At 58.0% G+C, this 25,559-nt stretch carries 24 protein-coding genes; 8 read left to right on the top strand and 16 right to left on the bottom strand.

Annotated elements, in window-relative coordinates:
• Positions 1-54: 54 nt before the first annotated feature.
• From paaK to paaA, 11 genes are read right to left on the bottom strand one after another with little or no spacing between them, the layout of a single operon-like run.
• Positions 55-1,371, bottom strand: coding sequence for a phenylacetate--CoA ligase PaaK (paaK, locus tag PUZ33_RS02020; RefSeq protein ID WP_020688186.1), 1,317 nt, complete (start codon positions 1,369-1,371; stop codon positions 55-57).
• Between the two features lie 26 nt (positions 1,372-1,397).
• Positions 1,398-2,603, bottom strand: coding sequence for a 3-oxoadipyl-CoA thiolase (gene pcaF / locus PUZ33_RS02015; RefSeq protein ID WP_058680404.1), 1,206 nt, complete (start codon positions 2,601-2,603; stop codon positions 1,398-1,400).
• Positions 2,603-3,025 carry a hydroxyphenylacetyl-CoA thioesterase PaaI gene (gene paaI / locus PUZ33_RS02010; RefSeq protein WP_013096754.1) on the bottom strand — a complete coding sequence of 141 codons (423 nt, stop codon included), beginning with the start codon at positions 3,023-3,025 and terminating at the stop codon, positions 2,603-2,605. The genes pcaF and paaI overlap by 1 nt, the downstream gene beginning before the upstream one ends.
• Entirely contained in the window at positions 3,015-4,439 is a 1,425-nt protein-coding gene (gene paaH, locus PUZ33_RS02005; RefSeq protein ID WP_058680405.1) for a 3-hydroxyacyl-CoA dehydrogenase PaaH, read from the bottom strand. The genes paaI and paaH overlap by 11 nt, the downstream gene beginning before the upstream one ends.
• Position 4,440: 1 nt before the next feature.
• A complete protein-coding gene (gene paaG, locus PUZ33_RS02000; protein WP_028028069.1) occupies positions 4,441-5,229 on the bottom strand; it encodes a 2-(1,2-epoxy-1,2-dihydrophenyl)acetyl-CoA isomerase PaaG in 789 nt (262 codons plus the stop codon).
• On the bottom strand, positions 5,229-5,996 hold the full coding sequence (gene paaF / locus PUZ33_RS01995; protein ID WP_058680406.1) for a 2,3-dehydroadipyl-CoA hydratase PaaF: 768 nt from the start codon (positions 5,994-5,996) through the stop codon (positions 5,229-5,231). The genes paaG and paaF overlap by 1 nt, the downstream gene beginning before the upstream one ends.
• Entirely contained in the window at positions 5,993-7,063 is a 1,071-nt protein-coding gene (gene paaE / locus PUZ33_RS01990; protein WP_058680407.1) for a 1,2-phenylacetyl-CoA epoxidase subunit PaaE, read from the bottom strand. Before paaE ends, paaF begins: the two co-directional genes overlap by 4 nt.
• Before the next feature lie 7 nt (positions 7,064-7,070).
• Positions 7,071-7,568, bottom strand: a complete 498-nt coding sequence (paaD, locus tag PUZ33_RS01985) for a 1,2-phenylacetyl-CoA epoxidase subunit PaaD (RefSeq protein WP_013096759.1) — start codon at positions 7,566-7,568, stop codon at positions 7,071-7,073.
• Between the two features lie 11 nt (positions 7,569-7,579).
• Positions 7,580-8,326 (bottom strand): 1,2-phenylacetyl-CoA epoxidase subunit PaaC, encoded by a 747-nt coding sequence (gene paaC, locus PUZ33_RS01980; protein WP_058680408.1) that lies wholly within the window; start codon positions 8,324-8,326, stop codon positions 7,580-7,582.
• Positions 8,327-8,334: 8 nt separating this feature from the next.
• Entirely contained in the window at positions 8,335-8,622 is a 288-nt protein-coding gene (gene paaB, locus PUZ33_RS01975; RefSeq protein ID WP_003857353.1) for a 1,2-phenylacetyl-CoA epoxidase subunit PaaB, read from the bottom strand.
• A 12-nt stretch (positions 8,623-8,634) separates the two neighbouring features.
• A complete protein-coding gene (gene paaA / locus PUZ33_RS01970) occupies positions 8,635-9,564 on the bottom strand; it encodes a 1,2-phenylacetyl-CoA epoxidase subunit PaaA (protein ID WP_058680409.1) in 930 nt (309 codons plus the stop codon).
• 284 nt (positions 9,565-9,848) lie between these two features.
• On the opposite strand from paaA, the gene paaZ reads away from it, so the two are divergent.
• The 6 genes from paaZ to PUZ33_RS01940 all read left to right on the top strand — a co-directional run bounded on the left by paaZ (position 9,849) and on the right by PUZ33_RS01940 (position 17,013).
• Positions 9,849-11,888: a phenylacetic acid degradation bifunctional protein PaaZ gene (paaZ, locus tag PUZ33_RS01965; protein ID WP_274205294.1), complete on the top strand. Its 2,040-nt coding sequence runs from the start codon at positions 9,849-9,851 to the stop codon at positions 11,886-11,888.
• A 211-nt stretch (positions 11,889-12,099) separates the two neighbouring features.
• Complete coding sequence (locus PUZ33_RS01960; RefSeq protein WP_058680411.1) at positions 12,100-12,582, top strand: Hcp family type VI secretion system effector; 483 nt, start codon at positions 12,100-12,102, stop codon at positions 12,580-12,582.
• Positions 12,583-12,695: 113 nt separating this feature from the next.
• Positions 12,696-12,989: a polymorphic toxin type 44 domain-containing protein gene (locus PUZ33_RS01955; RefSeq protein WP_228485937.1), complete on the top strand. Its 294-nt coding sequence runs from the start codon at positions 12,696-12,698 to the stop codon at positions 12,987-12,989.
• The gene (locus PUZ33_RS01950; protein WP_058680412.1) at positions 12,967-13,359 is read left to right on the top strand and encodes a hypothetical protein; all 393 of its coding nucleotides are present in this window, start codon (positions 12,967-12,969) and stop codon (positions 13,357-13,359) included. The genes PUZ33_RS01955 and PUZ33_RS01950 overlap by 23 nt, the downstream gene beginning before the upstream one ends.
• A gap of 159 nt (positions 13,360-13,518) precedes the next feature.
• Positions 13,519-15,795, top strand: coding sequence for a primary-amine oxidase (tynA, locus tag PUZ33_RS01945; RefSeq protein WP_058680413.1), 2,277 nt, complete (start codon positions 13,519-13,521; stop codon positions 15,793-15,795).
• 117 nt (positions 15,796-15,912) lie between these two features.
• On the top strand, positions 15,913-17,013 hold the full coding sequence (locus PUZ33_RS01940) for a GGDEF domain-containing protein (protein WP_058680414.1): 1,101 nt from the start codon (positions 15,913-15,915) through the stop codon (positions 17,011-17,013).
• A gap of 94 nt (positions 17,014-17,107) precedes the next feature.
• Here PUZ33_RS01940 and PUZ33_RS01935 read toward each other — a convergent pair whose 3' ends face one another.
• A complete protein-coding gene (locus tag PUZ33_RS01935) occupies positions 17,108-18,607 on the bottom strand; it encodes an aldehyde dehydrogenase family protein (RefSeq protein ID WP_045295927.1) in 1,500 nt (499 codons plus the stop codon).
• Between the two features lie 241 nt (positions 18,608-18,848).
• On the opposite strand from PUZ33_RS01935, the gene feaR reads away from it, so the two are divergent.
• Complete coding sequence (feaR, locus tag PUZ33_RS01930) at positions 18,849-19,757, top strand: transcriptional regulator FeaR (RefSeq protein WP_058680415.1); 909 nt, start codon at positions 18,849-18,851, stop codon at positions 19,755-19,757.
• On the opposite strand, the gene PUZ33_RS01925 is transcribed toward feaR, so the two are convergent.
• Genes PUZ33_RS01925 through PUZ33_RS01915 form a run of 3 tightly spaced genes read right to left on the bottom strand, consistent with a single transcriptional unit; the run spans position 19,758 to position 22,910 of the window.
• Positions 19,758-20,075, bottom strand: a complete 318-nt coding sequence (locus PUZ33_RS01925; RefSeq protein ID WP_028028066.1) for a YdbL family protein — start codon at positions 20,073-20,075, stop codon at positions 19,758-19,760. It abuts the gene before it with no gap.
• 7 nt (positions 20,076-20,082) lie between these two features.
• Complete coding sequence (locus PUZ33_RS01920) at positions 20,083-20,274, bottom strand: YnbE family lipoprotein (protein WP_020688201.1); 192 nt, start codon at positions 20,272-20,274, stop codon at positions 20,083-20,085.
• Entirely contained in the window at positions 20,271-22,910 is a 2,640-nt protein-coding gene (locus tag PUZ33_RS01915) for a YdbH family protein (RefSeq protein ID WP_058680416.1), read from the bottom strand. The genes PUZ33_RS01920 and PUZ33_RS01915 overlap by 4 nt, the downstream gene beginning before the upstream one ends.
• 210 nt (positions 22,911-23,120) lie before the next feature.
• Between PUZ33_RS01915 and PUZ33_RS01910 the strand changes: the two genes are divergently transcribed.
• Positions 23,121-24,110, top strand: coding sequence for a 2-hydroxyacid dehydrogenase (locus tag PUZ33_RS01910; RefSeq protein WP_013096773.1), 990 nt, complete (start codon positions 23,121-23,123; stop codon positions 24,108-24,110).
• 39 nt (positions 24,111-24,149) lie between these two features.
• Here PUZ33_RS01910 and PUZ33_RS01905 read toward each other — a convergent pair whose 3' ends face one another.
• On the bottom strand, positions 24,150-25,358 hold the full coding sequence (locus tag PUZ33_RS01905) for an MFS transporter (RefSeq protein WP_058680417.1): 1,209 nt from the start codon (positions 25,356-25,358) through the stop codon (positions 24,150-24,152).
• Between the last annotated feature and the right edge of the window lie 201 nt (positions 25,359-25,559).

Raw genomic sequence — 25,559 nt, 5'->3', positions numbered from 1 at the left:
GGGAACTCAATACACCCTCTCCCTGTGGGAGAGGGAACGTAGAATGAGGATAATTCAACCGTTGGCCGCCACTTTACGCAGGTCAAACACCCGGCAGGCTTTCCCCTCCGAGCGCGGGATGCTGCCGCAGTTGACGATCATGACGTCCGTGGAAATCCCGACCATCGATTTAATGCGATGACGCAGCTGATGGCAGACCTGACAGCGCTGTTCGTGGGTCAGCGAAAGACTGCTCTCTTTCAGCTCCACTTTTACAGAAAGTGAATCAAGATGCCCCCGACGGTTCACCTCCAGCTGGTAATGCGGAGAGAGATGCTCAAACTTCACAATCTCCTCTTCCAGCTGCGACGGGAAGACGTTCACTCCGCGGATAATGAGCATGTCATCGCTGCGACCGCTGATCCTGTCCATGCGGCGCATGGTGCGGGCGGTACCCGGCAGCAGACGGGTCAGGTCACGGGTGCGATAGCGGATCACCGGCAGCGCCTCTTTGGTCAGCGTGGTGAACAGCAGTTCGCCCTGCTCGCCGTCATTAAGCGGGGTGCCGTCGTTCGGGTTGACGATCTCCGGGTAGAAGTGATCTTCCCAGATGGTCGGGCCGTCGGCGGTTTCGATACACTCCATCGCCACGCCCGGCCCCATCACTTCCGAAAGGCCGTAGATATCCAGCGCCGTAATGCCTAACCGTTTTTCGATCTCATGACGCATCGCCTGGGTCCACGGCTCGGCACCGAACACGCCCACGCGCAGGGAGCAGGCGCTGGCATCGCCGCCCATCTGGCGCTCCAGCTCTTCAATCAGGTTGAGGCAGTAGGAAGGCGTCACCATGATCATATCCGGCTTAAAATCGCGGATCAGCTGCGCCTGCTTCTCGGTCTGGCCGCCGGACATTGGAATCACCGTGGCCCCTAAACGCTCGGCACCGTAGTGAGCGCCCAGCCCGCCGGTAAACAGACCATAACCATAGGCCACATGGATTTTGTCCTTCGCGCTGCCCCCGGCGGCACGCAGGGAGCGGGCCACCAGATTGGCCCAGTTGTCAATGTCGCCCTGGGTATAGCCCACGACGGTCGGTTTCCCGGTTGTGCCGGAGGAGGCGTGAATACGCACCACCTGCTCCATCGGTACGGCGAAGGTATCGAACGGATAGTTATCGCGCAGATCCTGCTTGGTGGTGCACGGGAACTTGCGAATATCGGCCAGTTCGCGGAAATCGTCAGGGTGAACGCCCGCGGCATCAAACTTACGTTTGTACATCGGCACGTTGTTATAGGCGTGGTTCAGCGTCCATTTCAGACGTTGGGTCTGCAACGCCTGTAATTCGTCAATGGACGCGGTTTCGATCGGATCAAGCTTTGTTGTATTTATCATCGCAGGGTACTCACATTATTGTTCGCTCAAACACGCTCAAGGATCATGGCAATGCCCTGACCCACACCGATGCACATCGTACACAGCGCGTAGCGCCCGTGGCGTCGATGCAATTCATTGCTCGCGGCCAGCACCAGCCTGGCACCGCTCATTCCCAGCGGATGGCCTAACGCAATGGCCCCTCCGTTCGGATTGACGTGTGCGGCATCGTCCGGCAAACCCAGCTGACGCAGCACGCCCAGCGCCTGCGAGGCGAAGGCTTCGTTCAGCTCAATCACATCCATCTCGTTAATACTGAGCCCCGCTCGCTCCAGCACTTTACGGGTGGCGGGCACCGGCCCTAGCCCCATCAGACGTGGCTCCACGCCTGCGGTGGCCATGGCCACAATTCGCGTGCGCGGCTCAAGCCCCTGTGCGAGCGCCATCTGCTCGCTGGCGATAATCAGTGCAGCGGCGCCATCGTTCACCCCAGAGGCGTTACCTGCGGTAACGACGCCATTTTTGCGAAACGGCGCTTTCAGGGCGGCAAGTTGCGCCAGCGTGGTGTCGGCGCGCGGGTGCTCATCAACAGAGACCTCCGTGACGGTCCCTTTTTTCCCCGGCACCAGCACCGGCACGATCTCCTGCGCCAGAACGCCATTTTGCTGCGCCCGGGCGGTACGCTGCTGGCTGCGCAGCGCGAACGCATCCTGATCGGCACGGCTGATATTTAACAATTCAGCTACATTCTCTGCCGTTTCCGGCATGCTGTCAGTTCCGAACGTCTGATGCATGAGCGGATTCACAAATCGCCAGCCAAGGGTGGTATCGAAGATCTCCGCCTGGCGCTGAAACGCCGCAGTGGCTTTCGCCATCACAAACGGCGCGCGGGACATTGACTCCACGCCACCGGCAATCAGCAGATCGCCATCACCGGATTTTATGGCGCGTGCAGCAAAGCCAACCGCATCCAGCCCCGAGCCGCACAGGCGGTTGATCGTCGTGCCAGAGACGGTCTGCGGCAGCCCGGCCAGCAGCGACGCCATACGCGCCACGTTGCGGTTGTCTTCCCCCGCCTGGTTGGCGCAGCCGAAGATCACATCATCAATCCGCTCCGGGTCGAGCTGCGAATAGCGCTCCAGCAAGGCACGCAGCGGTATGGCGCCCAGATCGTCCGCGCGTACCGCGGATAACGCCCCGCCGTACCGCCCCACCGGGGTTCGCACCCCATCACAAATAAATGCGTCACGCATCAGGCTTCTCCTGTCACATTGCCGCCGATGCGGTGGGATTTTCCGCGAAAGAGAGCGACGGTTTTCTGTTGTTGGTTCTGAATTTCGATGTCATATACGCCGGTCAGTTTGCCCTGATGCTTAACCCGCGCGGTGGCGGTCAGCTTGTCTCCGACAAAGCCCGGTCGAAGGAAATCGATTGTGCAGCCAGAGGCCACCGCCGCCAGCCCCTGGCTGTTGCAGGCGTAGGCAAACGCGGTGTCGGCCAGCGAGAAGAGCTGTCCGCCGTGGCAGGTTTTATGGCCGTTAAGCATCTGCGGGGTGATGGTCATGGTCACCACTGCGTAACCTTCGTCCATGTCGATAATGTCCATCCCCATTGCCTGCGCGCAGGCATCCTGTTCGTACATGGTGCGGGCGTTATGCCAGGCGTTATGACTCATAGCTACTCTCCAGAAGCGCACGCTGGCGCAGCAGTGAACAGGGGCGATAACGTTCTTCGCCGTAATGACGCTGCAGGTTTTCCAGCAGCGTTAACAGACGTTGCCAGCCCAGCCGCTCGCCCCAGGCAATCGGCCCGGACGGGTAGTTCACGCCCAGACGCATGGCGGTATCGATATCTTTTTCGCTGGCGACCCCTTTTTGCAGCGCATCCAGCGCTTCGTTGGCAATCATCGCCACCGTGCGCCAGACCAGCAGGCCAGGGTAATCGGCAATCTGCACCACTCGCTTACCCTGCTGTTGCAGGTAGCGGATGACTTTTTGCGTCGCGGTATGCGGGTTGCTGGCCGCCGACGCAATCACCGCCACGTCGCGCTCAATGCGATCAACCACCACCACCGGGCAGTTGAGGCGCAGCGCCAGCGCCTGAGCGGTTTCGCCCTGCGTTTCAATCAGCAACACATCATCGATTTCCGTGACACCGTCACGTTTTCGTTCAACCCGCATTGGGCTAAAGCTGTCGTTGACCGCGTCGAGCCATGGCACCGGTGGCGATTTGCCGCGCCAGTCGTAAACGCCCTTCCCGCTTTTTTTGCCCAGTCGCCCCGCCAGCACCAGCTCCTGCTGCACCAGCGAAGGGAGAAAACGCCGCTCCTGCCAGAATGCGTTAAACACCGAACAGGTCACGGCGAAGTTAACGTCCTGCCCAATCAGATCGGTCAGTTCCAGCGGCCCCATCGGGAAACCGCCGCCTTCGCGCAGGGCAGCATCAATGACTTCAGGAGCTGCAACCTGTTCCTCCAGCGCGCGCCAGGCTTCGGAATAGAACGGGCGCGCCACGCGGTTCACGATGAAGCCCGGCGTTGACTGGCAGCGCACCGGCTGTTTCCCCCAGTTCAGCGCCAGCTCATACAGCGCGTCGGCCACTTCCGGCGAGGTCGCCAGCCCGCTGACCACCTCCACCAGCTTCATCACCGGGGCCGGGTTAAAGAAATGCAGGCCTGCCACTCGCTCTGGATGACGGATATCCGCCGCAATCGCCGTGATCGAGATAGAAGATGTGTTGCTGGTAAGCAGGGTCTGCGGCGGGCAGATCTCCGCCAGTTCGGCAAACAGCGCTTTTTTCACCTCAAGGCGCTCGGAGGCGGCTTCTATCACCAGGTCCGCCGCGGTTAGCGCACTGATATCCGTGACCGGAGTCAGCCGGGCGAGGATCTGCCCACAGGCCTCCTCAGTGAGTTTGCCCCGCGTCACCCGGGTGGCCAGGCGCTGGCGAATGCCGTCAATGGCGCGGGAAATGGCGTCTGAGGCAATGTCGTACATCATCACCTGATGCCCATGGCTTGCCGCGACTTCGGCTATTCCGGCGCCCATTGTCCCGCTTCCAATAACGGCGACAGTACGAATGTTCAGCATCTTACTTCCCCGTAAAATTCGGCGCGCGCTTCGCCAGAAAGGCGCTCACGCCCTCACGGTAATCGTCGCTGCGTCCGGCCAGCCGTTGATAATCGCGCTCCAGGTCAAGCTGTGCGTCCAGGGTGTTGGTTTCCGCGGCATTGATCGCCTGCTTGATCAGCCCCAGCCCAAAGGTGGGCTGCGAGGCAAAGTGCAGCGCCAGCTGCTGCGCCGTGCTGGAGAGCTGGTCGTCATCCACCACCTGCCAGATCATTCCCCAGGCGTGCGCCTGTTCGGCGCTCAGTTTGTCGCCAAGCAGCGCCAGCCCCATGGCGCGGGCACGTCCGGCCACGCGCGGCAGGAACCAGGTTCCGCCGCAGTCCGGGACTAACCCCAGCTTGCTGAAGGCCATTACAAAGGTGGCGGAGCGCGCGGCAATCACCATGTCGCACCCCAGCGCCAGCGTGGCCCCTGCTCCTGCCGCCACGCCGTTGACCGCGCAAATCACCGGTTTTGGCAGCGCAGCCAGACGACGCACCAGCGGGTTATAAAAGGTCTCGACGGACATCCCCAGATCCGGCGCAGGACCGTTCGGGTCGACGTTACGGTCGTTCAGATCCTGCCCGGCACAGAAGCCGCGCCCTGCACCGGTGATCAGCAGACAGCGGATCGTCTCATCGCGCTCGGCCTGCTTCAGGCATTCTGCAAGCTGCTGGTGCATCACATCGTTAAAGCTGTTCAGACGCTCCGGACGGTTCAGCATCAGGGTCATTACGCCTTGCTCTACATGACTGAGAATAAATTCCACAATTAGCGTCCTTTAAAGTCGGGAGTACGTTTCTGTAAGAAGGCGTCGATGCCTTCTCGCCTGTCTTCCGTGGCCGAGAGCAGCGTGAACAGTTGACGCTCCTGGGCCAGACCCGCCTGCAGCGGCACCTCCTGCGACTGGCGCAGCGCCTGTTTAGCCGCCTGTAGCGCCAGCGGCGAGTGGCGCGCCATCAGTGCCGCCTGTTTCAGGGCGTATTCCAGCGTCAGCGAGGCCGGGAAAACGTCGCTGACCAGACCGGCACGCTGGGCCTGCTGCGCCGTAATGCTTTCCCCGGTCAGTACCATTCTGCTGGCGAGCGATTTGCCCACGCAGCGGATCAGGCGCTGCGTGCCGCCCGCACCGGGCATGATCCCAAGCGTGATTTCCGGCAGACCGAAGCGGGCGTTGTCACCGGCAATCACCACGTCGCACAACAGGGCCAGCTCGCAGCCAGCCCCGAGTGCAAAACCGTTCACGGCGGCAATCAGCGGTTTATTGAAGGCGTCTATCCGCTTCCACAGATGAGGACGACTATCGTTCAGGGTGGCGGGCAGATCTTTTTCTGCCATTTCGTTGAGATCGGCCCCGGCCGCAAAGCAGCGCTCGCTGCCGTAAATCACGCAGGCAGAGAGGGTGTTGTCGCAGGCTGCGGCCTCCAGTTGTTCAGCAAGCTGTGTCAACAGCGCATTGTTAAGGGCGTTGCGTGCCGCCGGACGGTTGAGCGTCAACTGCAGCACACGGCCATGACGGGTAACGAGGAGTTCGCTCATGCCATCCCCTTTGCGTCGAAGTCGACCACCACGTCGGCGGTTAGCGGCAGCGCCTGACAGCTCAGCACATACCCGGCAGCCAGTTCGTCCGGCTCGAGGCTGTAGTTGGTCGCCATGTCCACCTGGCCGCGCAGCACTTTGCATTTACAGGTGGCGCAGACGCCCCCCTTGCAGGCATACGGCAGATCCGCCCCCTGACGCAGGGCGGCATCCAGAATGCTGTCGTCATCCGCTGTCAGGACGATCTCGCGGTCACGTCCGTCCTGACGCACGATCACCTTCTGGCCTTCCGCCTGCACGCTCACCGCGCGTTTAACGGCCGTGCCCGGCGTATTGAACCGCTCAAGGTGAAGGGATTTTTCGGCCATCCCCAGCGCTTTTAAGGTCGCTTCAGCCTCGTCCATCATCGCGGCCGGGCCGCAGATAAAGGCCTCGTCGTACTGGCGGAAGTTGATCAGCGTTTTTGCCAGCGCATGCAGCTTTTCACCGTCGATACGGCCGTAAAGCAGGTCGCTGTCCAGCCGCTCCTGGCTGAAGATGGCAACCAGCTGCAACCGCTGCGGGTATTTATCCTTCAGGTCTGCCAGCGCCTGACGGAACATCATGCTCTGGCTGCTGCGGTTGCCGTAGATCAGGGTGAAGTGGCTGTTCGGTTCGGCGGCCAGCGTGGCGGATAAAATCGCCAGCATCGGGGTGATGCCGGAGCCCGCGGCAATCGCCAGATAGTGACCTTCCCGTTCAGGCTGCGGCTGATAGCCAAAATGCCCCTGGGGAACCATCACCTCCAGCGTCATGCCCGGTTTGATCTCATCCCGGGCGTAACGGGAGAAACGCCCGCCTTCAATAGCTTTAACCGCGACGCTGATCTCCCCCGGCGCGCTACTCCGGCAGATGGAGTAACAGCGGCGCAGTTCGTCTGCACCCAGTCTGGTTTTCAGGGTCAGGTGTTGGCCGGGACGAAAGCGGTAAGCCTCCTGCAACGCCTGCGGAACCGCGAAGGTGATGGTCACCGCATCGCGGGTTTCGGGTTCTACTTTTGCCACTGTTAATGAATGAAACGTTGTCATGACAACCTCAAATACATTTGAAATAGTCGAAGGGTTCGCGGCAGGTATTACAGCGATACAGCGCCTTACAGGCCGTAGAACCAAACTCACTGATAAGCGAGGTGTCGGTGCTGGCGCAGCGCGGGCAGCTCACCTCAGCGGGAACGTGGGCATGACAGCTGTGCCCCACGGGTGGGCTGATGCCATACGCGCGCAGACGTTCACGCGCATCGGCGGTCATCCAGTCGGTCGTCCAGGCGGGTTCCAGCTGCAGCACAATGTGCACCGGCGTATAACCGTGCGCCGTCAGGGTGTCGCGGATGGCGCCAAGCAGGTGTTCCGTCGCCGGGCAGCCTGAATAGGTTGGCGTAAAGCCAATCACCCAGCCTTCGCCCTGCGCGGTGACGCTGCGCACCATGCCTAAATCGGTGATGGTGAGCACCGGTACTTCCGGGTCCGGGATCTGGCTTAACAGGGACCAGATGTGCGGAACCTGTGGGGGGGCGATGTCGACAAGACGTTGCATGGCGTTCTCCTTTACCACTGCTGACCGGGATACGCGCGCTGGAGATACTGCATCTCTGCCAGCATCGGGCCCAGATGCTCGGTATGCAGCCCGCGTTTTCCGCCGGTGCGATAGGCCGTCTCATCGGGTACGCGCAGGGTGGCTTCCTGCAGTCCGGCAAACACTTCGTTTTCCCACGGCTGGCGCAGGGTGCGCGGATCAACCGCAACGCCGGACTCAATCAGCTCAAGTTCAACGTCATCCGCCTCGAACAACTCGGCCGTAAAGCGCCACAGGTTGTCGATGGCCTGCTGCATTTTTTGCGACGAGATTTCGGTGCCGTCTCCCAGGCGCACCAGCCAGCCGCGGCTAAAGCGCAGGTGATAACGCGCCTCTTTAATCGCCTTGGCGGCGATAGCGGCAAGCTGACTGTCGCTGCTGTGGATCAGCCGTTCGTAGAGGGCAACATTCCACGCGTCCATCAGGTACTGGCGGGCGATCGTGTCGGCGAAGTTGCCGTTCGGCTGTTCTGCCAACAGTAAATTATGAAACTGACGCTCATCGCGGCCGAAGGCCAGGGTGTCTTCATCGCCCTGACCTTCCCGCTCTGCCGCGCAGGCGAGGAAGTTGCGCGCCTGCCCCAGCAGATCGAGACCGATGTTGGCGAGCGCAAGGTCGATTTCCAGCTCCGGCGCGTGTCCGCACCAGGCTCCGAGGCGCTGCGAGAGCACCAGACCGTTGTCGCCCAGACGCAGGGCGTATGCAGATACTGTTTTCATCCCTGACCTCACATATGCTCGATGCCATCAGGGATGGTGTAAAACGTCGGGTGGCGATAGACCTTGCTTTCCGCCGGGTCGAAGAACTCGCCGCTCTCTTCCGGCTGAGAGGCAACGATCTCGCTCGCCTTCACCACCCAGATCGAGCAGCCTTCGCTGCGGCGAGTATAGGCGTCCCGCGCGTTTTCCAGCGCCATGCGATCGTCAGCGGCATGCAGACTGCCAACATGGCGGTGGGATAACCCTTGTTTGCTGCGTACGAACACTTCGTACAGCGGCCAGTAGACATTGCTCATCGTGATTTCCTCTTATGCGGCCTGACGGGCGCGTTGTTTTTCTGCATGCGCCAGTGCGGCTTCACGCACCCACGCCCCCTCTTCCCAGGCTTTGCGCTTGGCGGCCAGGCGTTCGTGGTTGCAAATCCCGCGTCCGTTGATCACCTCGTCAAACTCCTGCCAGTCAATCTCACCGAAGCGGTAGTGGCCGGTTTCCTCGTCAAAGCGCAGGTCGGGATCGGGTACCGTCATCCCCAGCATCTCCACCTGCGGGATGGTGTTGTCGACGAAGCGCTGACGCAGTTCGTCATTGCCAAAGCGTTTAATTTTCCAGGCGAGACTGCGGGCGCTGTTCGGCGAGTTGTCGTCGTTTGGTCCGAACATCATCAGGGCGGGCCACCAGAAACGGTTGATGGCATCCTGCAGCATCTGCCGCTGGGCGTCGCTCCCCTGCGCCAGCGCCATGCAGGCTTCAAACCCCTGACGCTGGTGGAAGCTCTCTTCTTTACAGATTTTCACCATCGCGCGGGCGTACGGCCCGTAAGAGGTCCGGCACAGCGCCACCTGATTGACGATAGCGGCACCGTCCACCAGCCAGCCGATTACACCGATATCGGCCCAACTCAGCGTCGGATAGTTAAAGATGGAGGAGTATTTCATCTTGCCGTCGAGCATTTTCTGGTAGATGTCTTCCCGCGCGCAGCCCAGCGTTTCAGCCGCGCTGTAGAGATAGAGCCCGTGTCCGGCTTCGTCCTGCACTTTCGCCAGCAGGATCGCTTTGCGGCGTAGCGTCGGGGCGCGGGTGATCCAGTTCCCTTCCGGCAGCATGCCGACAATTTCAGAGTGGGCGTGCTGACCAATCTGGCGGATCAACGTCTTGCGATAGGCTTCCGGCATCCAGTCCTGAGGCTCAATCGCCTTCTCCTGCGCTATTCGCTGCTCAAAGCGTTGTTCTTGCGTCACGTCATCACCTTTATGATTCGTTAGTTTGCAACTTAAAGCGTAATTGTGAATCACTTTGTTTTTTAAAAGTTACACAAAGGTTAAATATACCCCCAAGAAATGTTTCCTGATTTTGTGATGTCGCTCGCAGGGCTTTTGCGCAAAGGCCGCCACATCAGGGCTACAACCACCGCACACCTTCCCTTGAGATCACATTGTTAACAATTCATTAAAACTCAGCTTGATTTTTATGATTCATGATCAAACTATTGATAGTGAAATAACGAAACATGTGGAGATAAGAGATGCAGCAATTAGCCAGTTTCTTGTCCGGTGTCTGGCAGTCTGGCCGGGGCCGCGAACGTACTATTCATCACGCCATCAGCGGTGAAGCGCTCTGGAGCGTGACCAGCGAAGGGCTGGACATGGCGGCGGCACGTCGCTATGCCATTACGCATGGCGGTGAAGCGCTCCACGCCATGACCTTTATCGAACGCGCGGCGATGCTGAAAGCGGTGGCGAAGCACCTGCTCAGCCTGAAAGAGACGTTTTATGCTCTCTCAGCCCAGACCGGCGCGACAAAGGCCGACAGCTGGGTAGATATTGAAGGCGGGATTGGCACGCTGTTCACCTATGCCAGTCTGGGGAGCCGTGAATTACCGGATGACACGTTGTGGCCCGAGGATGAACTGATCCCACTGTCGAAAGAAGGCGGCTTTGCGGCACGCCATGTGCTGACATCGAAATCGGGCGTGGCGGTACATATTAACGCCTTCAACTTCCCCTGCTGGGGCATGCTGGAGAAACTCGCCCCCACATGGCTTGCCGGGATGCCGGCGATCATCAAACCCGCTACCGCCACCGCGCAGGTGACGCAGGCGATGGTGAAAGCGATCGTGGAGAGCGGTCTGGTGCCGGACTGCGCCATCAGCCTGATCTGCGGCGGCGCGGGCGATCTGCTGGACCATCTCGACAGCCAGGATGTGGTGACGTTTACCGGCTCCGCCGGCACCGGCCAGACCCTGCGTGTTCACCCGAATATTGTGGCAAACGCGATCCCGTTCACCATGGAAGCCGACTCCCTGAACTGCTGCGTGCTGGGAGAAGACGTGACGCCGGAACAGCCCGAGTTCGCCCTGTTCATTCGCGAGGTTGTACGTGAGATGACCGCCAAGGCCGGACAGAAATGTACCGCCATCCGCCGCATTATCGTGCCGCAACACCAGATTGACGCGGTAAGTCAGGCGCTGATCGCCCGGCTGGAAAAGGTGGTGGTGGGCGACCCGGCGCAGGAAGGCGTGAAAATGGGTTCCTTGGTCAATAGCGAACAGCGTGCGGACGTGCAGGAGAAGGTGGATCAGCTTGTGGCCGCAGGCTGCCAGGTTCGCCTGGGCGGAAAAGCCGACCTGCAGGCCGCCGGAGCGTTTTACCCGCCAACCCTGCTCTTTTGCCCGCAGCCGGATGAGACCCCGGCGGTGCACGCCACCGAAGCGTTCGGGCCGGTGGCGACTCTCATGCCATATCGCCACGCAGACCATGCGATGCAGCTTGCCCGCGCGGGCGGCGGTAGCCTGGCCGGGACGCTGGTCACGGCGGATCCCGCGCTCGCCCGCCAGTTTATTTCTGGCGCAGCGCGGGCACACGGTCGCATTCAGATCCTCAACGAAGAGTCAGCAAAAGAGTCTACCGGCCACGGTTCTCCGCTTCCGCAGCTTGTGCACGGCGGTCCCGGACGTGCAGGCGGCGGCGAGGAGCTGGGTGGCCTGCGTGCGGTCAAACACTATATGCAGCGCACCGCCATACAGGGCAGCCCGACCATGCTGGCCGCCATCGGCAAACAGTGGGTACGCGGCGCGACGGTGCAGGAAGATCGCGTCCATCCGTTCCGCAAATATTTCGAGGAATTGCAGCCGGGCGACAGCCTGCTGACGCCGCGCCGAACCCTGACGGAAGCCGATATCGTTAACTTTGCCTGCCTGAGCGGGGATCATTTCTATGCTCACATGGACAAAATTGGCGCAGCGGAGTCGATCTTTGGCGAGCGGGTGGTACACGGTTACTTCCTGATTTCCGCTGCCGCCGGGCTGTTTGTTGATGCAGGTGTGGGGCCAGTAATTGCCAACTACGGCATGGAAAACCTGCGCTTTATCGAGCCGGTGAAACCGGGCGATACCATTCAGGTGCGGCTGACCTGCAAACGTAAAACCCTGAAGAAACAGCGTACGGCGGATGAAAAACCCACCGGCGTGGTCGAATGGGCGGTTGAGATTTTCAATCAGCACCAGCAGGCAGTGGCGCTGTACTCCATTCTGACGCTAGTGGCTCGCCAGCAGGGTGATTTTTAAGGCTGTCACCCGTGCGGGTTTAATCAGTTAATCACACTAAAAAAGAGGGGAAAACACGGACTGGATGGCTTTGGGTAACACATCATCCAGTCCGCATAGCCTGGCTAATTTACATCCAGAAACATTAAGAAAATTGACCACATATTTAGCATGGTTATTATCCCTTGCGGGAATTTTCCCCCAACTAAATTACATGGATGATGAGTAGACTATGGCAATTCCTGTATATCTTTTCTTAACTGACGACGGCGGTGCAAAAATCACCGGCTCGGTAGATGTTCATGATCGTGAAGGGAGCATAGAAGTTACTGGCTTTACGCATGACCTCCGGCTGCCAACAGATGCTTTAACGGGAAAAATCACTGGTAAACGTAACCATGCCCCCATCGTTTTTCAAAAGGAGATTGATTCCTCTTCCCCTTATCTGATGAAAGCTGTTGCGACTGGGCAAACACTAAAAACGGCGGAATTCAAATGGTATCGCATAAACGATGCCGGACAGGAAGTGGAATATTACAATATGCATCTCGATAATATTCGCGTCGTTTCCGTTACGCCCTTAATGCATGACACGAAGGATCAAACGAAAGAAAAACACAATCATCTTGAAGTTGTGGAGCTGCGCTACGACAAGATTACCTGGACGTATTGCGACGGTAATTTGCGTTTCGCAGATAGCTGGGCAGAGCGTTAATTATGCGTACTCCTTTATATTCCACGCCGTACGATATCTCTTCTTTTTCACCACCAGGGGTTGATGTTGTAAGCCATATGGTAATAGCCCGATTTCATGGCGGGGCCTCATTGATGACTTACGTATGGTTTTATCAAATGGTGAGAAACCATGGTCCATGGGATTTTAAGCAAGGCCGTGCCCAGTATGCCAACTTTGGAAATTTCCATTTCGGTGCCGTGGGCGCGGCAGCGGGCATCCCTGATGGTGTGTTACTTCGGGGTGCAGGTGCTGCGCAGATCCTTGCTGGAACAAGCGATCCGGTAGAATTTGCCAAATACCAGGATGCCTTTGCATATGGTGATGACCCGGTTGACCAATTATGGATAAGAGCAGGAATAGATTATGCGCGACGGTCGGGTTTTTAACTGGCGAGTCGGGGTGATGGTTGTCATTCTCCTGGGCTTCATCTTGTACCCTTTTCGCGATCTTTTCACCGTGTATGAAAACCTGCAGGGAAAAATGAGGGTTAATGAGCAATTAAATTTGTATATCACGCGGGTAGAGGCAAGTTCATTATCCAAAGATACGTTTCACTTTTATCTCTATGATGCGAGAAAAAGCCCCGAAGCGTTTATGTCTCATATTAAGGACATTAAGCCTGTTATGGTCACCAATGATGATAAAGCCACCGCGACCGTAAAAGACGGTGAAATTTATCTCCACGTTCGTGGCAATGTTTACTCGTTCAACACGGTTGGGTACGACGTACATATACATCTCGATAGATCACCTTAGTGATCATCAACGCTATTTACCGGGGATGTGATTTATCCCCGCACTTTTCTAACCTGGCAAGACTGACAAATAACCTGGCAGATGCAGGCAAACGCTTTTTTCACACGCCTGTCAGGATAAGACTCACAACACAATAAACACAACAAGATGAGGTCTACGATGAGAAGCAATTCTTCATTTTCTGCCCGTAGAACGGCACTGGCTCTGGCCGTTGCGCTCTGCTGTGCCTGGCAATCTCCCGTTTTCGCTCACGGCAGTGAGGCGCATATGGTCCCAATGGACAAAACGCTGGCAGATTTTGGCGCAGAGGTACAATGGGATGATTACGCACAGATGTTCACCATTGCGAAAGACGGTGCGTTCGTAAAGGTTAAGCCAGGCGCTAACACGGCCATCGTTAATGGCAAACCCCTCGCGCTATCGGTGCCAGTGGTGATGAAAGACAATAAAGCCTTTATCTCGGACACCTTTATCAACGACGTCTTCCAGTCCGGCCTCGACCAGACGTTCCAGGTTGAGAAACGCCCCCATCCGCTAAATGCGTTAACGGCGGATGAGATTAAGCAAGCCGTGGCGATCGTCAAAGCCTCAAAGGATTTTAAACCGAACACCCGCTTCACCCAGATTGCCCTGGCCGAGCCCGCGAAAGCCAAAGTGTGGGACTTTGTGCTGAACGGCACGGCGGTGGAGGCCCCGCGTCAGGCGAATATCACCATGCTGGATGGCAAACATGTCATCGAAAGTCGTGTAGACCTGAAGGATAAGAAAATCCTGCGCTGGGAGGCCGTGAAGGATGCGCACGGCATGGTGCTGCTGGATGATTTCAACACCGTGCAGCAAATCATCAACGAGAGCCCGGAATTTGCTGAAGTGCTGAAAAAACGCGGCATCAGCGATACGAAGAACGTGATCACGACCCCGCTGACCGTCGGCTATTTTGACGGCAAAGACGGCCTGAAGCAGGAAGACCGTCTGCTGAAGGTGGTGAGCTATCTGGATGTGGGCGACGGTAACTACTGGGCACACCCGATTGAGAATCTGGTGGCGGTGGTTGATCTCGAACAGAAGAAGATCCAGAAAATTGAAGAAGGCGCGGTTGTTCCGGTGCCCATGACTCCGCGTCCGTATGATGGCCGTGACCGCATCGAAACGCCGAAAAAACCGCTTGAGATCATCGAACCGGAAGGCAAGAACTACACCATTACCGGCGACATGGTGCACTGGCAGAACTGGGATTTCCACCTGAGCCTGGACTCCCGCGTGGGGCCGATGATCTCGACCGTCACGTACAACGACAACGGTAAGAAACGCCAGGTCATGTATCAGGGTTCCCTGGGCGGGATGATCGTCCCTTACGGCGATCCGGATGTGGGCTGGTACTTTAAAGCCTATCTCGATTCGGGCGACTATGGCATGGGCACCCTGACCTCCCCGCTGGTGCGCGGCAAAGATGTGCCGTCCAACGCCGTGATGCTCAATGAAACCATCCCGGATTACACCGGTACGCCGATGGAGATCCCACGTGCCATCGCCATTTTCGAGCGCTACGCCGGGCCTGAATATAAGCATCAGGAGATGGGCAAGCCAAACGTCAGCACCGAACGCCGTGAGCTGGTGGTGCGCTGGGTAAGCACCGTTGGCAACTACGATTACATCTTCGACTGGGTATTCCACGAAAACGGCACCATCGGCATTGATGCCGGAGCCACCGGGATTGAAGCCGTGAAAGGCGTGCAGGCCAAAACGATGCATGACGCCACTGCCAAAGACGACACCCGATACGGCACCTTAATCGATCACAACATCGTCGGTACCACCCACCAGCACATCTATAACTTCCGTCTCGATATGGATGTGGATGGCATCAACAACAAACTGGTGGCGATGGATCCGCAGGTGAAACCGAACACGGCTGGCGGCCCGCGAACCAGTACCATGCAGGTCAATCAGTACGATATCGATACCGAACAGCAGGCGGCGCAGAAATTCGATCCGGGTACCATTCGCCTGCTGAGCAACACCCGCAAAGAGAACCGTATGGGGAACCCGGTCTCGTACCAGATCATCCCTTACGCAGGCGGCACGCACCCGGTAGCCACGGGCGCGAAGTTTGCACCGGACGAGTGGATCTACCATCGCCTGAGCTTTATGGATAAACAGCTGTGGGTGACGCGTTACCATCCTGACGAAATGTACCCGGAAGGGAAATTCCCGAACCGCTCCACGCACGATACGGGGCTGGGTCAGTACAGCAAAGACAATGAGTCACTCACTAATCAGGACGATGTGGTCTGGATGACCACCGGAACCACGCACGTTGCCCGCGCGGAAGAGTGGCCCATCATGCCAACGGAATGGGTGCATACATTGCTTAAGCCGTGGAACTTCTTTGACGAAACGCCAACGCTTGGCAGAAAAAAAGACGAACAGAAATAATCACCGACCGGGCGTAATGCCCGGTTTTTTTTCGACTTTCATTTTGATGATTCATCCGGCCTGCTTATAGTTAGTAATATCTCCTCCTTCACGCCCCTGGACGGGAAAACAATCTTGATGGAAAAAAGAAAAAACCTCCCCCCCGAACGAGCCACCTGGCCTACACGTCAGGCCATGGTGCATCACGGGCTGGCGATGAACCTGCCCTGGCTGGCCTTTGTAAACGTCAGCTTTGCCCTGATGATCCTGCTGCGCCACATCCTGCTGGAAAACAGCGCGGTGCTGTACCCCGGTTCACAACACCTGACCCGGATTGTCGATGCCTCAATGCTGGGCATTATTATACTGTCCGCTGCATTAATCCTGATGGCCTGCATCGCCGGGATAAGCGTAGTGCTGTTTGTCTGCAGTGCCTTCTGGTCGATGTGCAGTTACTGGTTCATTACCGCCCTGCACCTTCCCCACGTCTGGCCGCTGTGCGTGATTTTATTGCTCTCCGGTTTGACGGCGCTCTATTTTTACCCGGAGGGATTACTCTCGTTTGTGCTCCCGCTCTGGCTCACCCTGCCGGTCGCCAGCTGGGTGCTGAATGATGGCCTTAATCTTCGCTTTGTCACCATCTGGAGCGTATTCACGCTGATTATGCTTTGCGGGCGGTTTATCCTGCTAAGCTGGTTTGACGAGGCCTGGCGGCGGAATCAGCAAAACCAGCTGTTAATCTCCAGGCTCGATGCGCTGGCACACCAGGATCCCCTCACCAAAACCGCCAATCGCCGGATGATGGAAGTGGTGCTGGAGAATGCCGTTGAGCAGAATAAAGCCTTCTCGCTGATCATGCTGGATATCGATTATTTCAAGCTTTACAACGATACCTATGGACATCAGGCCGGTGACGACTGTCTGACACGCGTGGCGCAGGTGCTGAAGCAGGCCGTGCGCACCCCGGACGATGTGGTGTCACGCTACGGCGGAGAAGAATTTGTGGTGATCCTGTTTAATTGCCCGGAGAACGTTGCACAGCAGGTTGCCCGCCGCATTCAGGACGGCCTGCGCGCGGCGGCGATACCGCACGGTGCGTCCAAAGTGAGTGAGCATGTGACCGTCAGCATGGGGATTGCAGGAATTGCGCCGGGCCTGGCGGGCCCGGAACTGATCGCCCGCGCCGATGCGGCGCTGTACCGCGCGAAAGAGGCCGGGCGGGATCGGTGGTCGCTGTAAATGTCGGGTGGCGGCTACGCCTTACCCGACCTACAAAACCGACCTGTTCCTCGATCCCGTAGGCCGGGTAAGCGCAGCGCCACCCGGCTTGTTTTTAATAGCGCACGCACACCGATTTGGTTTCACACCAGCCGTCCAGCCAGTCCGGGCCGAAGTCGCGTCCGGTGCCGGACTGCTTCATGCCGCCGAACGGCAGGTTGGCGTCAATCAGCGTATGGCTGTTCACCCAGACGGTACCCGCCTGCAATCTGTCGGTATACTCCAGCGCCTTACTGATATTCTGCGTCCAGACGCTGGCGGTCAGGCCATATTCGGTATCGTTGGCAAGGGTTAACGCCTCTTCGCCGTCGGCTACGCGTACCAGGTTGACCACCGGGCCGAACACCTCTTCGCGGGTCAGCCGGAGTCCAGGATCCGGGTTGACCACCAGCGTCGGCGAGATGTAATACCCATTGCCGTCCGGGCCACGGTTACCGGTGATCAGCTCTGCATTGCGCGATTTTGCTTCATCCAGGAAGGTCTGCACCTTGTCGCAGTGAGCGCGGGACACCAGCGGGTTGATAAACGCCTCCGGCGACATGCCCGGCCCCACGCTCAGGGATTTCACCGCCTGCTCAAACCCGCTGACCAGCGTGTCAAAAAGCGGCGCTTCTATATAGATACGCGAGCTCGCGGCGCAGACCTGGCCCTGATTAAGGAAGCTGCCGGTCATCAACCCCTCAATCACCCACGCCGGATCGGCGTCTTTCAGCACGATGGCCGGGTTTTTGCCGCCCAGCTCCAGCGTCACGCCGGTCAGCGTGTCCGCCGCCGCGCGGGCAATCTGTTTCCCCGTCGCCGTGGAGCCGGTAAAGCTCACTTTGGCAATATGCGGATGCGAGGTCAGCGCGGCACCGCACACCGCGCCGCTTCCGGTCACCACGTTAAACACACCGTCAGGGATACCGGCTTCGCTCGCCAGTTCCGCCACCCGCAGCATGGTCAACGGCGTGGTTTCTGACGGTTTAATGACAATAGAGCAACCCGCTGCCAGCGCAGGCATCACCTTCCACATGCCGATCATCAGCGGGAAGTTCCACGGCACAATCCCGGCCACCACGCCCACCGGCTCTTTACGCGTCCACGCCTGATAGCGTGCGCCTTGCGGCAAGGGAATGGAGAGATCGAGCGTTTTGCCGGTTATTTTGGTGGTCAGCCCGGCGGTATAGCGCATCCAGTTCAGGGTGCAACCCACTTCAAAGAGACGGGAAATATTGATGGATTTCCCCTGCTCCAGCGTTTCAAGCTGGGCCAGCTCCTCGCTGTGCTGCTCCACCAGGTCGGCAAAACGCAGCAGGATGCGCTCCCGCTCTGCCGGTAATTTCCCGGCCCAGGTGCGGGCGACAAAGGCTCGCCAGCCGGACATCACCGCGCGGTCGACATCATCGACGCTGGCATCTGCCGTAGAGGCGATAACCTCCCCGGTGGCCGGGTTATAAATATTCAACCGTTTTTCACTCTCCGACGCGGCCTGCCGCCCCTCAATCCACAGCCCGTGATGTCGGTCCAGAAACTGCTGTACGCCTGGCTGGATGGCGACCTGTGATTCAGACATAGGGTACTCCTTCGTTATTATTCGCAGGGTGTTACTGCAGTCTAAGAGGCCTTTCGCATTCCCGCTTTTGTCTGTGTGACATTCGCTTTGCCACCTGTGACAGGTGCCGCAATTCGTGATAATTCCGCCTTATAACGCTGTTACCGGTGAGTGTTCTTTCCTATAGTCAGCCTCATGACTCTGACAAAACGCAACACAAATGCAACAATGCGAAAACATTGATGGCGCAGCGAGATAAACGATGGCATGTGTAAGCGAACAGGAACGGTATCAGCAGTGGCTGGCGCAAATTAACCATGTCTGCGGGCGCTTTAACGCGCGTCCTTTAGAGGGGGAATTCTTCGGCCAGCTGGAAACCAGCTACGCCCGAAGCCTGAAGTTAAGCACCGTCACCGCAGGCGGGGTTAACCTGTTCCGCTCCCGTCAGGAGATCGCTCAGAGCAATGATGCCTGGTTTTATACCGTGTTCCAGCTTGAAGGCAACGCGCAGATTGAGCAGGACGATCGCCGCGCGGTGCTGAACGCCGGCGACATTACGCTTCTTGATGCCGCTCGTCCCTGCTCCATCAACTGGCAGCAAAAATCCCGTCAGATTTCCCTGCTGGTTCCCCGTCAGATTATTGAGCAACAGTGTCGTTTTCAGGAGGTAAGCTGCGCCCTCGCGCTCTCCCGCTCGTTGCCAACCGTACAGCTAAGTCATCGCCTGCTGCTGGAGAGCATGGGAAATGCCAACCTGAGTGACCGGGAGAGCGAAGCCGCGCTGGAAGCGATGATCTGCCTGCTCCGCCCGGCGTTTCAGCAGCGCGACGCGGTGCAGCCGCGTAAGGAGCGCCAGTTCAGGAACGTTCTGTCACTGATTGATGACCATATTCAGTCGGAATCCCTGCGTCCGGAATGGATTGCCGCAGAGAGCGGCATGTCGGTGCGCAGCCTGTACCGCATGTTTGCCGATAAGGGGCTGGTGGTGGCGCAGTACATCAAAAATCGTCGGCTGGATCTGTGTGCGCAGGTGTTGCGCTCCGCCAGCGACGAGGAAAAGCTGGCGGGAATTGGCTACAGCTGGGGGTTTGCCGACCATAGCCATTTTTCAACGGCGTTTAAGCAGCGTTTTGGCGTCTCACCGGGCGAGTACCGCAAGCGTTTTCGCTGATTACTTCTTCAGCCATTTTCCGTTAATGCCCTTCACGTATTCTCCCGGCTGCGCGCGGGCCACCAGCTTTTGCCCGGCCATCTTCGCCACTTCATCAACCGGCAGGTTATTGCTGTCCGCCAGCTTCTGGTAGCTTTCCGTACGCGCCGCGTTGATGCGGCTCACCAGCGCCAGCGTTTCGGGGTCTTGTTTCACCGGGGCAAGATACCCGCTCAGGGTTTCCCCGACCCGCCCCTGCGCCCGGGCCTCGTTTAAGGTCAGGGTTGCCGCCTGCACGTTCATGCCCAGCGCCAGTAACATCAGAGCTAATCGTTTCATGGCGTCCTCAGAACAGATCGCTGCGCGATTTCAGCAGGGTTTCAACGTCTTTATCGACTTTAATATGGATCTCATGTTCGATTTTGACGTTCATATTGATGGTGATCGGCTCCTTCGGCGCAGCGACTTCAATGCGCGGCGTACAGCCGGTCAAGAGCGCGGCAACGGCGACGGTGAGTACACCAGCCCTCATTTTCATTGTTGTTCCTCACTTTCCTTGCCAGTCGAATTGCGGATACCAGGTAGCGCCGCGTGTTGCTCAAACCAGGTTTGTAGATTGTCTCCAAAGCGCAGGCTACGCCAGAGAGTAAAAACGTTCTCGTCATGGGTGTAGTTAAGATTTACGGAACTGCTTTTGCCATCAACCCGGCTGGTGCCTTTGAGGGTCGCCTGCATGGTTAATTCACCCAGATTATCTAAATTGAGTCTTGTCCACGATTGTGAAATTTCCATATAGCGGAGCCAGTTAATCGCCGCTCCTGCAACCATATTATCGTTGACGATGGCATCAGCGGTGTCTTTATCAATACGCAGCGTCATCGGCCCCGGGTTGGTTAGCCAGCCATCTTTAATGATCCATTTTTCATTGTCCAGCCAGAACGGTAGCGCCCCGCTTACCGGGCCAGACAGGGCAAACTGCTTCGGATTAATGGCGCTGATCAGCTCGCTGGAGGAGATATTGTACACACGCAGCAGCGCCGGGTCATGCTGCGGCATTCTGAGCTGCTGCATGGTGATTTTCCCGCCGAGGGTCTCCACCTTGACGTTGGTCAGCAGCAGCGGGTTTTCCTCGCTCCACGGGTAGTCACCCTGCAGGTCTGCGGTGATGTTGCGCGCGGTCACCAGGTTTTCCACTTCACCAATGCGCAGCGTAACGGGGCCGCGCGTGCCCAACGACCAGGTACCCTCGCTAAAACGGAACGGCAGCACAAAATCCACACCGTTGATCTGGTTGTCTGGCATCCAGGCGCTACCGGATTTCAGTACACCGTGGCCGCCAGCCTCAAAGCCCTGATCGGCAGCGGCAGAGAAGGCCACCTGCGCATAGAGCTCACCGTCGCGCAGCGTCATTTTCCAGTCTGGCGGGATCAGTGGCTGGAACACGGTAAGGGATTGTTTTGGCCACCAGGCCTGACCGCGAAGGCGTTCCCCGTCCCAGCGACCGTTGACCTGCACCGGGCCGATGGCCTCGGCATGCAGATCGCCTTTGAACTGGAATATCGTCGGGTCTGTTCCGTCAACGCTGAAGGTCAGCACCGACGGGGGCAACACGCTGCCGCCCGCAAAACGGGTCTCTCCGGCATTGAGCGACAGCGCACCGCTAAATGTTGGCGTGACAGGGTCACGAACCCAGCGTACCGGTTTATCCAGCACCAGACGCGGTTTACTGACTTCCATGGTGCCGTACTGCAGCTTGTCAAAGCCGGTTGAGAGCGCGGTCAGCTCGATGAGTTTGTCGCGCCATTCGCCTTTTCCGGCCACATCCCAGCGCGCGTTCATTGGCGTAAAGCCACCTTTGCCCCAGTAACGCCACTGCCAGAGGCCGTTATCGGGTAAAAAGTCGTTGGCCTGGCCGTCCAGGTGGAGTTCAAAATCCCCCATCTCGTTCTCATGGGCGCGCAGAATCGCCTGCAGACGACCATCCACGCCCTTTTGCGTGAGCTTCACGCCCGCCAGCGGCCAGCGAATTTCGTCGATATCCAGCGAATCAATAATGCGCCCGCGCGAACGCAGCAGCGCACCCGGCTCAAAGGCAAGCTGCGGATCGTTCAGGCTGCCGGTCAGTCTGGCCGGGAGTCTGGCGTAAAGCACCAGATCGTCCTGTTTGGCCTCGCCGCTCAGGTGAAGCGGCATGTCGCTGTTTTCCAGGCTGAGCCTGCCCGGCCCGAGATTCAGCACAGCGTTACCCTTCCCGGCATCGCCCTGAGTCAGAACATTGAGGCGTCCGGTAAAGGTGGCTTTTTCCAGCCCCTGCTGCCAGTTATCCACCCGGAGACCCACGCGGCCGCTCATCGGCATGCCGGACAGGTTCCAGTTCCAGCGTCCGTCGCTGATATTCAGCTGTTGTGCCGTGATCTGCCACGGTAAATCGAGCAGCGGATCGGGGTTATCCCGCGCCATCACCAGCAGTTGCCCCTGATTCTCCTCCCAGTCCAGATCGGCATCGACCAGCGAGGTGAGCTGTGGCACGTTAAAAGTCGCGACCGCATGGCCTTTCACTGGCACGCCATCCGGCACCAGCGGCAGGGTGAACTCACCCACCAGTTTTACGGGCGGCACCTGGCCGGGGAGTTGTACATCAAGCTGACTGACCGAGAGAGTCTGGCCGCGTAGCTGCCCTTGGAAACTGACCTGCTCGCCGTTGTAGGTCACCGCCTGTACCGCAGGCGTCAGTGAGGCATGCAGTTCCCCTTCCCACTGTTGCCAGGGAGACAGGGTAAGACGGCGGATAGTGAGCCAGGTATTAGGCAGCACCGACTGCCATTGTGCCAGGGTTTTTGGCGCAACGGTTGAGGGGGCAGACTGGGGAATTTTACTGAGGCACACCGTGTTAAGTTCAAGCGCACCAATATCCAGATTCCAGCGGCTGGGGTGCGACAGCGTGGCGTTTTCAACCCTGGCAATCTCGCAATCCTCAACCAGATAGCGCAGATTGGGGATCACCAGCGCGTGACGGGTCAGTTTGGGGCTTTCCTCAAAGGCGATACGTGTACCGACAGGCAACCAGATACCGGCGAGGGTCGGTACCCACTGGGCGAGCGTCATCAGCAGCGTCAGCGGCAATAAAATCAACAGCAATAAGAGCGCAATCGCGGCTTTGTATTTACCCTTCATGGGCAGTTAATATCCTGATTTAGCGAGAGAATTAAGCCGACAGTGCCGATCATTGTCGCATGTTTAGTCAATCAGTTGAAGTAAATGCCAGTTTTAAGAATAGATGCTCTAAAATAATTGATAGAACTTATTGATTTAAATAATATTTTAGAAATTGTAAGATTATTTTAATCATGCTAACGTGGATGTAAAATCACTGGAGAAAGTCTTATGAAACTCGCGGTATATAGCACAAAGCAGTACGACAAAAAGTATCTGCAACATGTTAACGAGGCTTACGGGTTCGATCTTGAATTTTTCGACTTTCTGCTGACCGAAAAAACCGCTAAAACGGCGCACGGCTGTGAAGGCGTCTGCATCTTCGTGAACGATGACGGTAGTCGTCCGGTACTGGAAGAGCTGAAAAAGCACGGCGTAAAGTATATCGCCCTGCGCTGCGCGGGCTTCAATAACGTCGATCTTGATGCGGCGAAAGAGCTGGGGCTGAAGGTGGTTCGCGTTCCGGCCTACTCCCCGGAAGCGGTCGCGGAACATGCTGTGGGTATGATGATGTCCCTGAACCGTCGTATTCACCGCGCTTATCAGCGTACCCGAGATGCGAACTTCTCGCTGGAAGGACTGACCGGCTTTACCATGTACGGTAAAACCGCAGGCGTGATCGGTACCGGTAAAATCGGCGTGGCCGCCCTGCGTATTCTGAAAGGCTTTGGTATGCGCCTGCTGGCGTTTGACCCGTATCCAAGCGCCGCCGCGCTGGAGCTGGGCGTGGAATATGTCGATCTCCCGACCCTGTTCTCCCAGTCGGATGTGATCTCCCTGCACTGCCCGCTCACACCGGAAAACTACCACCTGTTGAATCAGACCGCGTTTGAGCAGATGAAAGACGGCGTGATGATCATCAACACCAGCCGCGGCGGCTTGATTGACTCTCAGGCGGCGATTGAAGCACTGAAAACCCAGAAAATTGGCGCGCTGGGGATGGACGTGTATGAGAACGAACGCGATCTGTTCTTTGAAGACAAGTCTAACGACGTCATTCAGGACGACGTGTTCCGTCGCCTGTCCGCCTGCCATAACGTGCTCTTTACCGGGCACCAGGCGTTCCTGACCGCTGAGGCGCTGATCAGCATTTCCGAAACCACGCTGGGGAATTTACAGCAGCTGGAAAACGGCGAAGCGTGTCCTAACGAGATAGTCTAAGCCTGACATGCCGGGTGGCGGTTGCGCCCGGCACATACGCTACGCCCCGTCCGGGGCGTTATCGGTCTGCCAGGTCCGGTTCGGGAAACGCCACCAGAGCAGGACAGCAGCCAGGGCAATGGCGCTCAGCACACTGAAGGCCGTCGCAAAAGAGTAGTGTCCGGCGATCGTCCCGGTTAAGGCAGGGCTCATCGATGCGCCAACCCCCTGCATCAGCATGACCACGCTCTGCCCGGCATTAACGTGCCCGCTCCCACGCAAAAGCACCACGATAAATGACGGCACCACCACACCCAGGATCCCGGCGGCAAGACCATCAAGAATTTGTACCGGGATCATCATAAACGGTGCATCGGTAGACGCAGCCAGCGCCGCGCGTACCGGCATGATTAACAGCGCCAGCATAATTAAACGCCAGTACCCATAGCGTTCGATTCGCCTGGAGGCCAGGATAGCCACCGGGATCATCACCGCCTGCGAAATAATCACCGTCGCCGCAGCAAACACGCCGGGATTAACGCTGGCCGGTGCGGCAGCGACCCGCATGCTGAGCATCGGCAACAGGGCCGCATTCGCCAGATGGAACAGCAGCAGCGTCAGCCCGGTCACGAACAGGGCTCTGTTTTTCATCAGTACGGCGAAACCCGGCACCGGCTGATGTTCTGACGCGTTCAGGCCGCGCGCCGCCTCGTTGTCGATATCCTTATTGCGTATCGCCAGCAGCGAACAGAGCGTTAACAGCGTTGTAGAGGTCATCAGCAGGAATATGCCCCCCATGCCCCAGTACCACGCAATGCCCCCGGCGATCAGTGCCGTGAGGAAATTTCCACCGTGATTGAACGCCTCATTTTTGCCCATCTGCGCGCTAAACCCGCTCTGCCCCGTCAGTCCCAGAGTGATCCCGGTGATAAGCGGCCCCACGAACGCCGCGCAGATCCCGGTGACAATTTGCGAGAGCGCGACAACGCCACTCTGCTGGCTAAACCAGAGCAGCAGCGTACTCAGGGTGATCAGCAAACAGAGCAGCGCCAGAACGGAACGTTTGTTTTTGGTGGTGTCGGTGATGAACCCCGCCGGCAGCGTGGCCAGAAGTCCTGCCAGACCTCCGGCGGTCATCAGCAAGCCGATGTCATCCGGCGTCCAGTGCCGCTGCGTCAGGAAGATACCGAGAAAAGGACCGAGACCGTCACGGACGTCAGCGATAAAAAAACTCGTCAGGCACAACGCCCGCAGTGAACGAAGAGACATACTTCCTGCCTTTTGTCGGGATGGCTGGCTCGGTTAGCGGCGGCCTGAATCTCAAGTTCGCCCGGAAATCAAAATTGAATCGCCACGGGTTTAACAGACACCTCAGAGTCATTTAAGATGGCTTAAAGAGAGGTGCCCATGAGCGGTAAGCGTTATCCCGAAGAGTTTAAAACTGAAGCAGTCAAACAGGTTGTTGATCGC

This window comes from Enterobacter cloacae complex sp. 2022EL-00981, from assembly GCF_028737495.1.
Taxonomy (GTDB): Bacteria; Pseudomonadota; Gammaproteobacteria; order Enterobacterales; family Enterobacteriaceae; genus Enterobacter; species Enterobacter cloacae.
The sequence above is the reverse complement of the archived record's forward strand: the minus strand, read 5'-3'. Positions and strand labels throughout refer to the sequence as shown.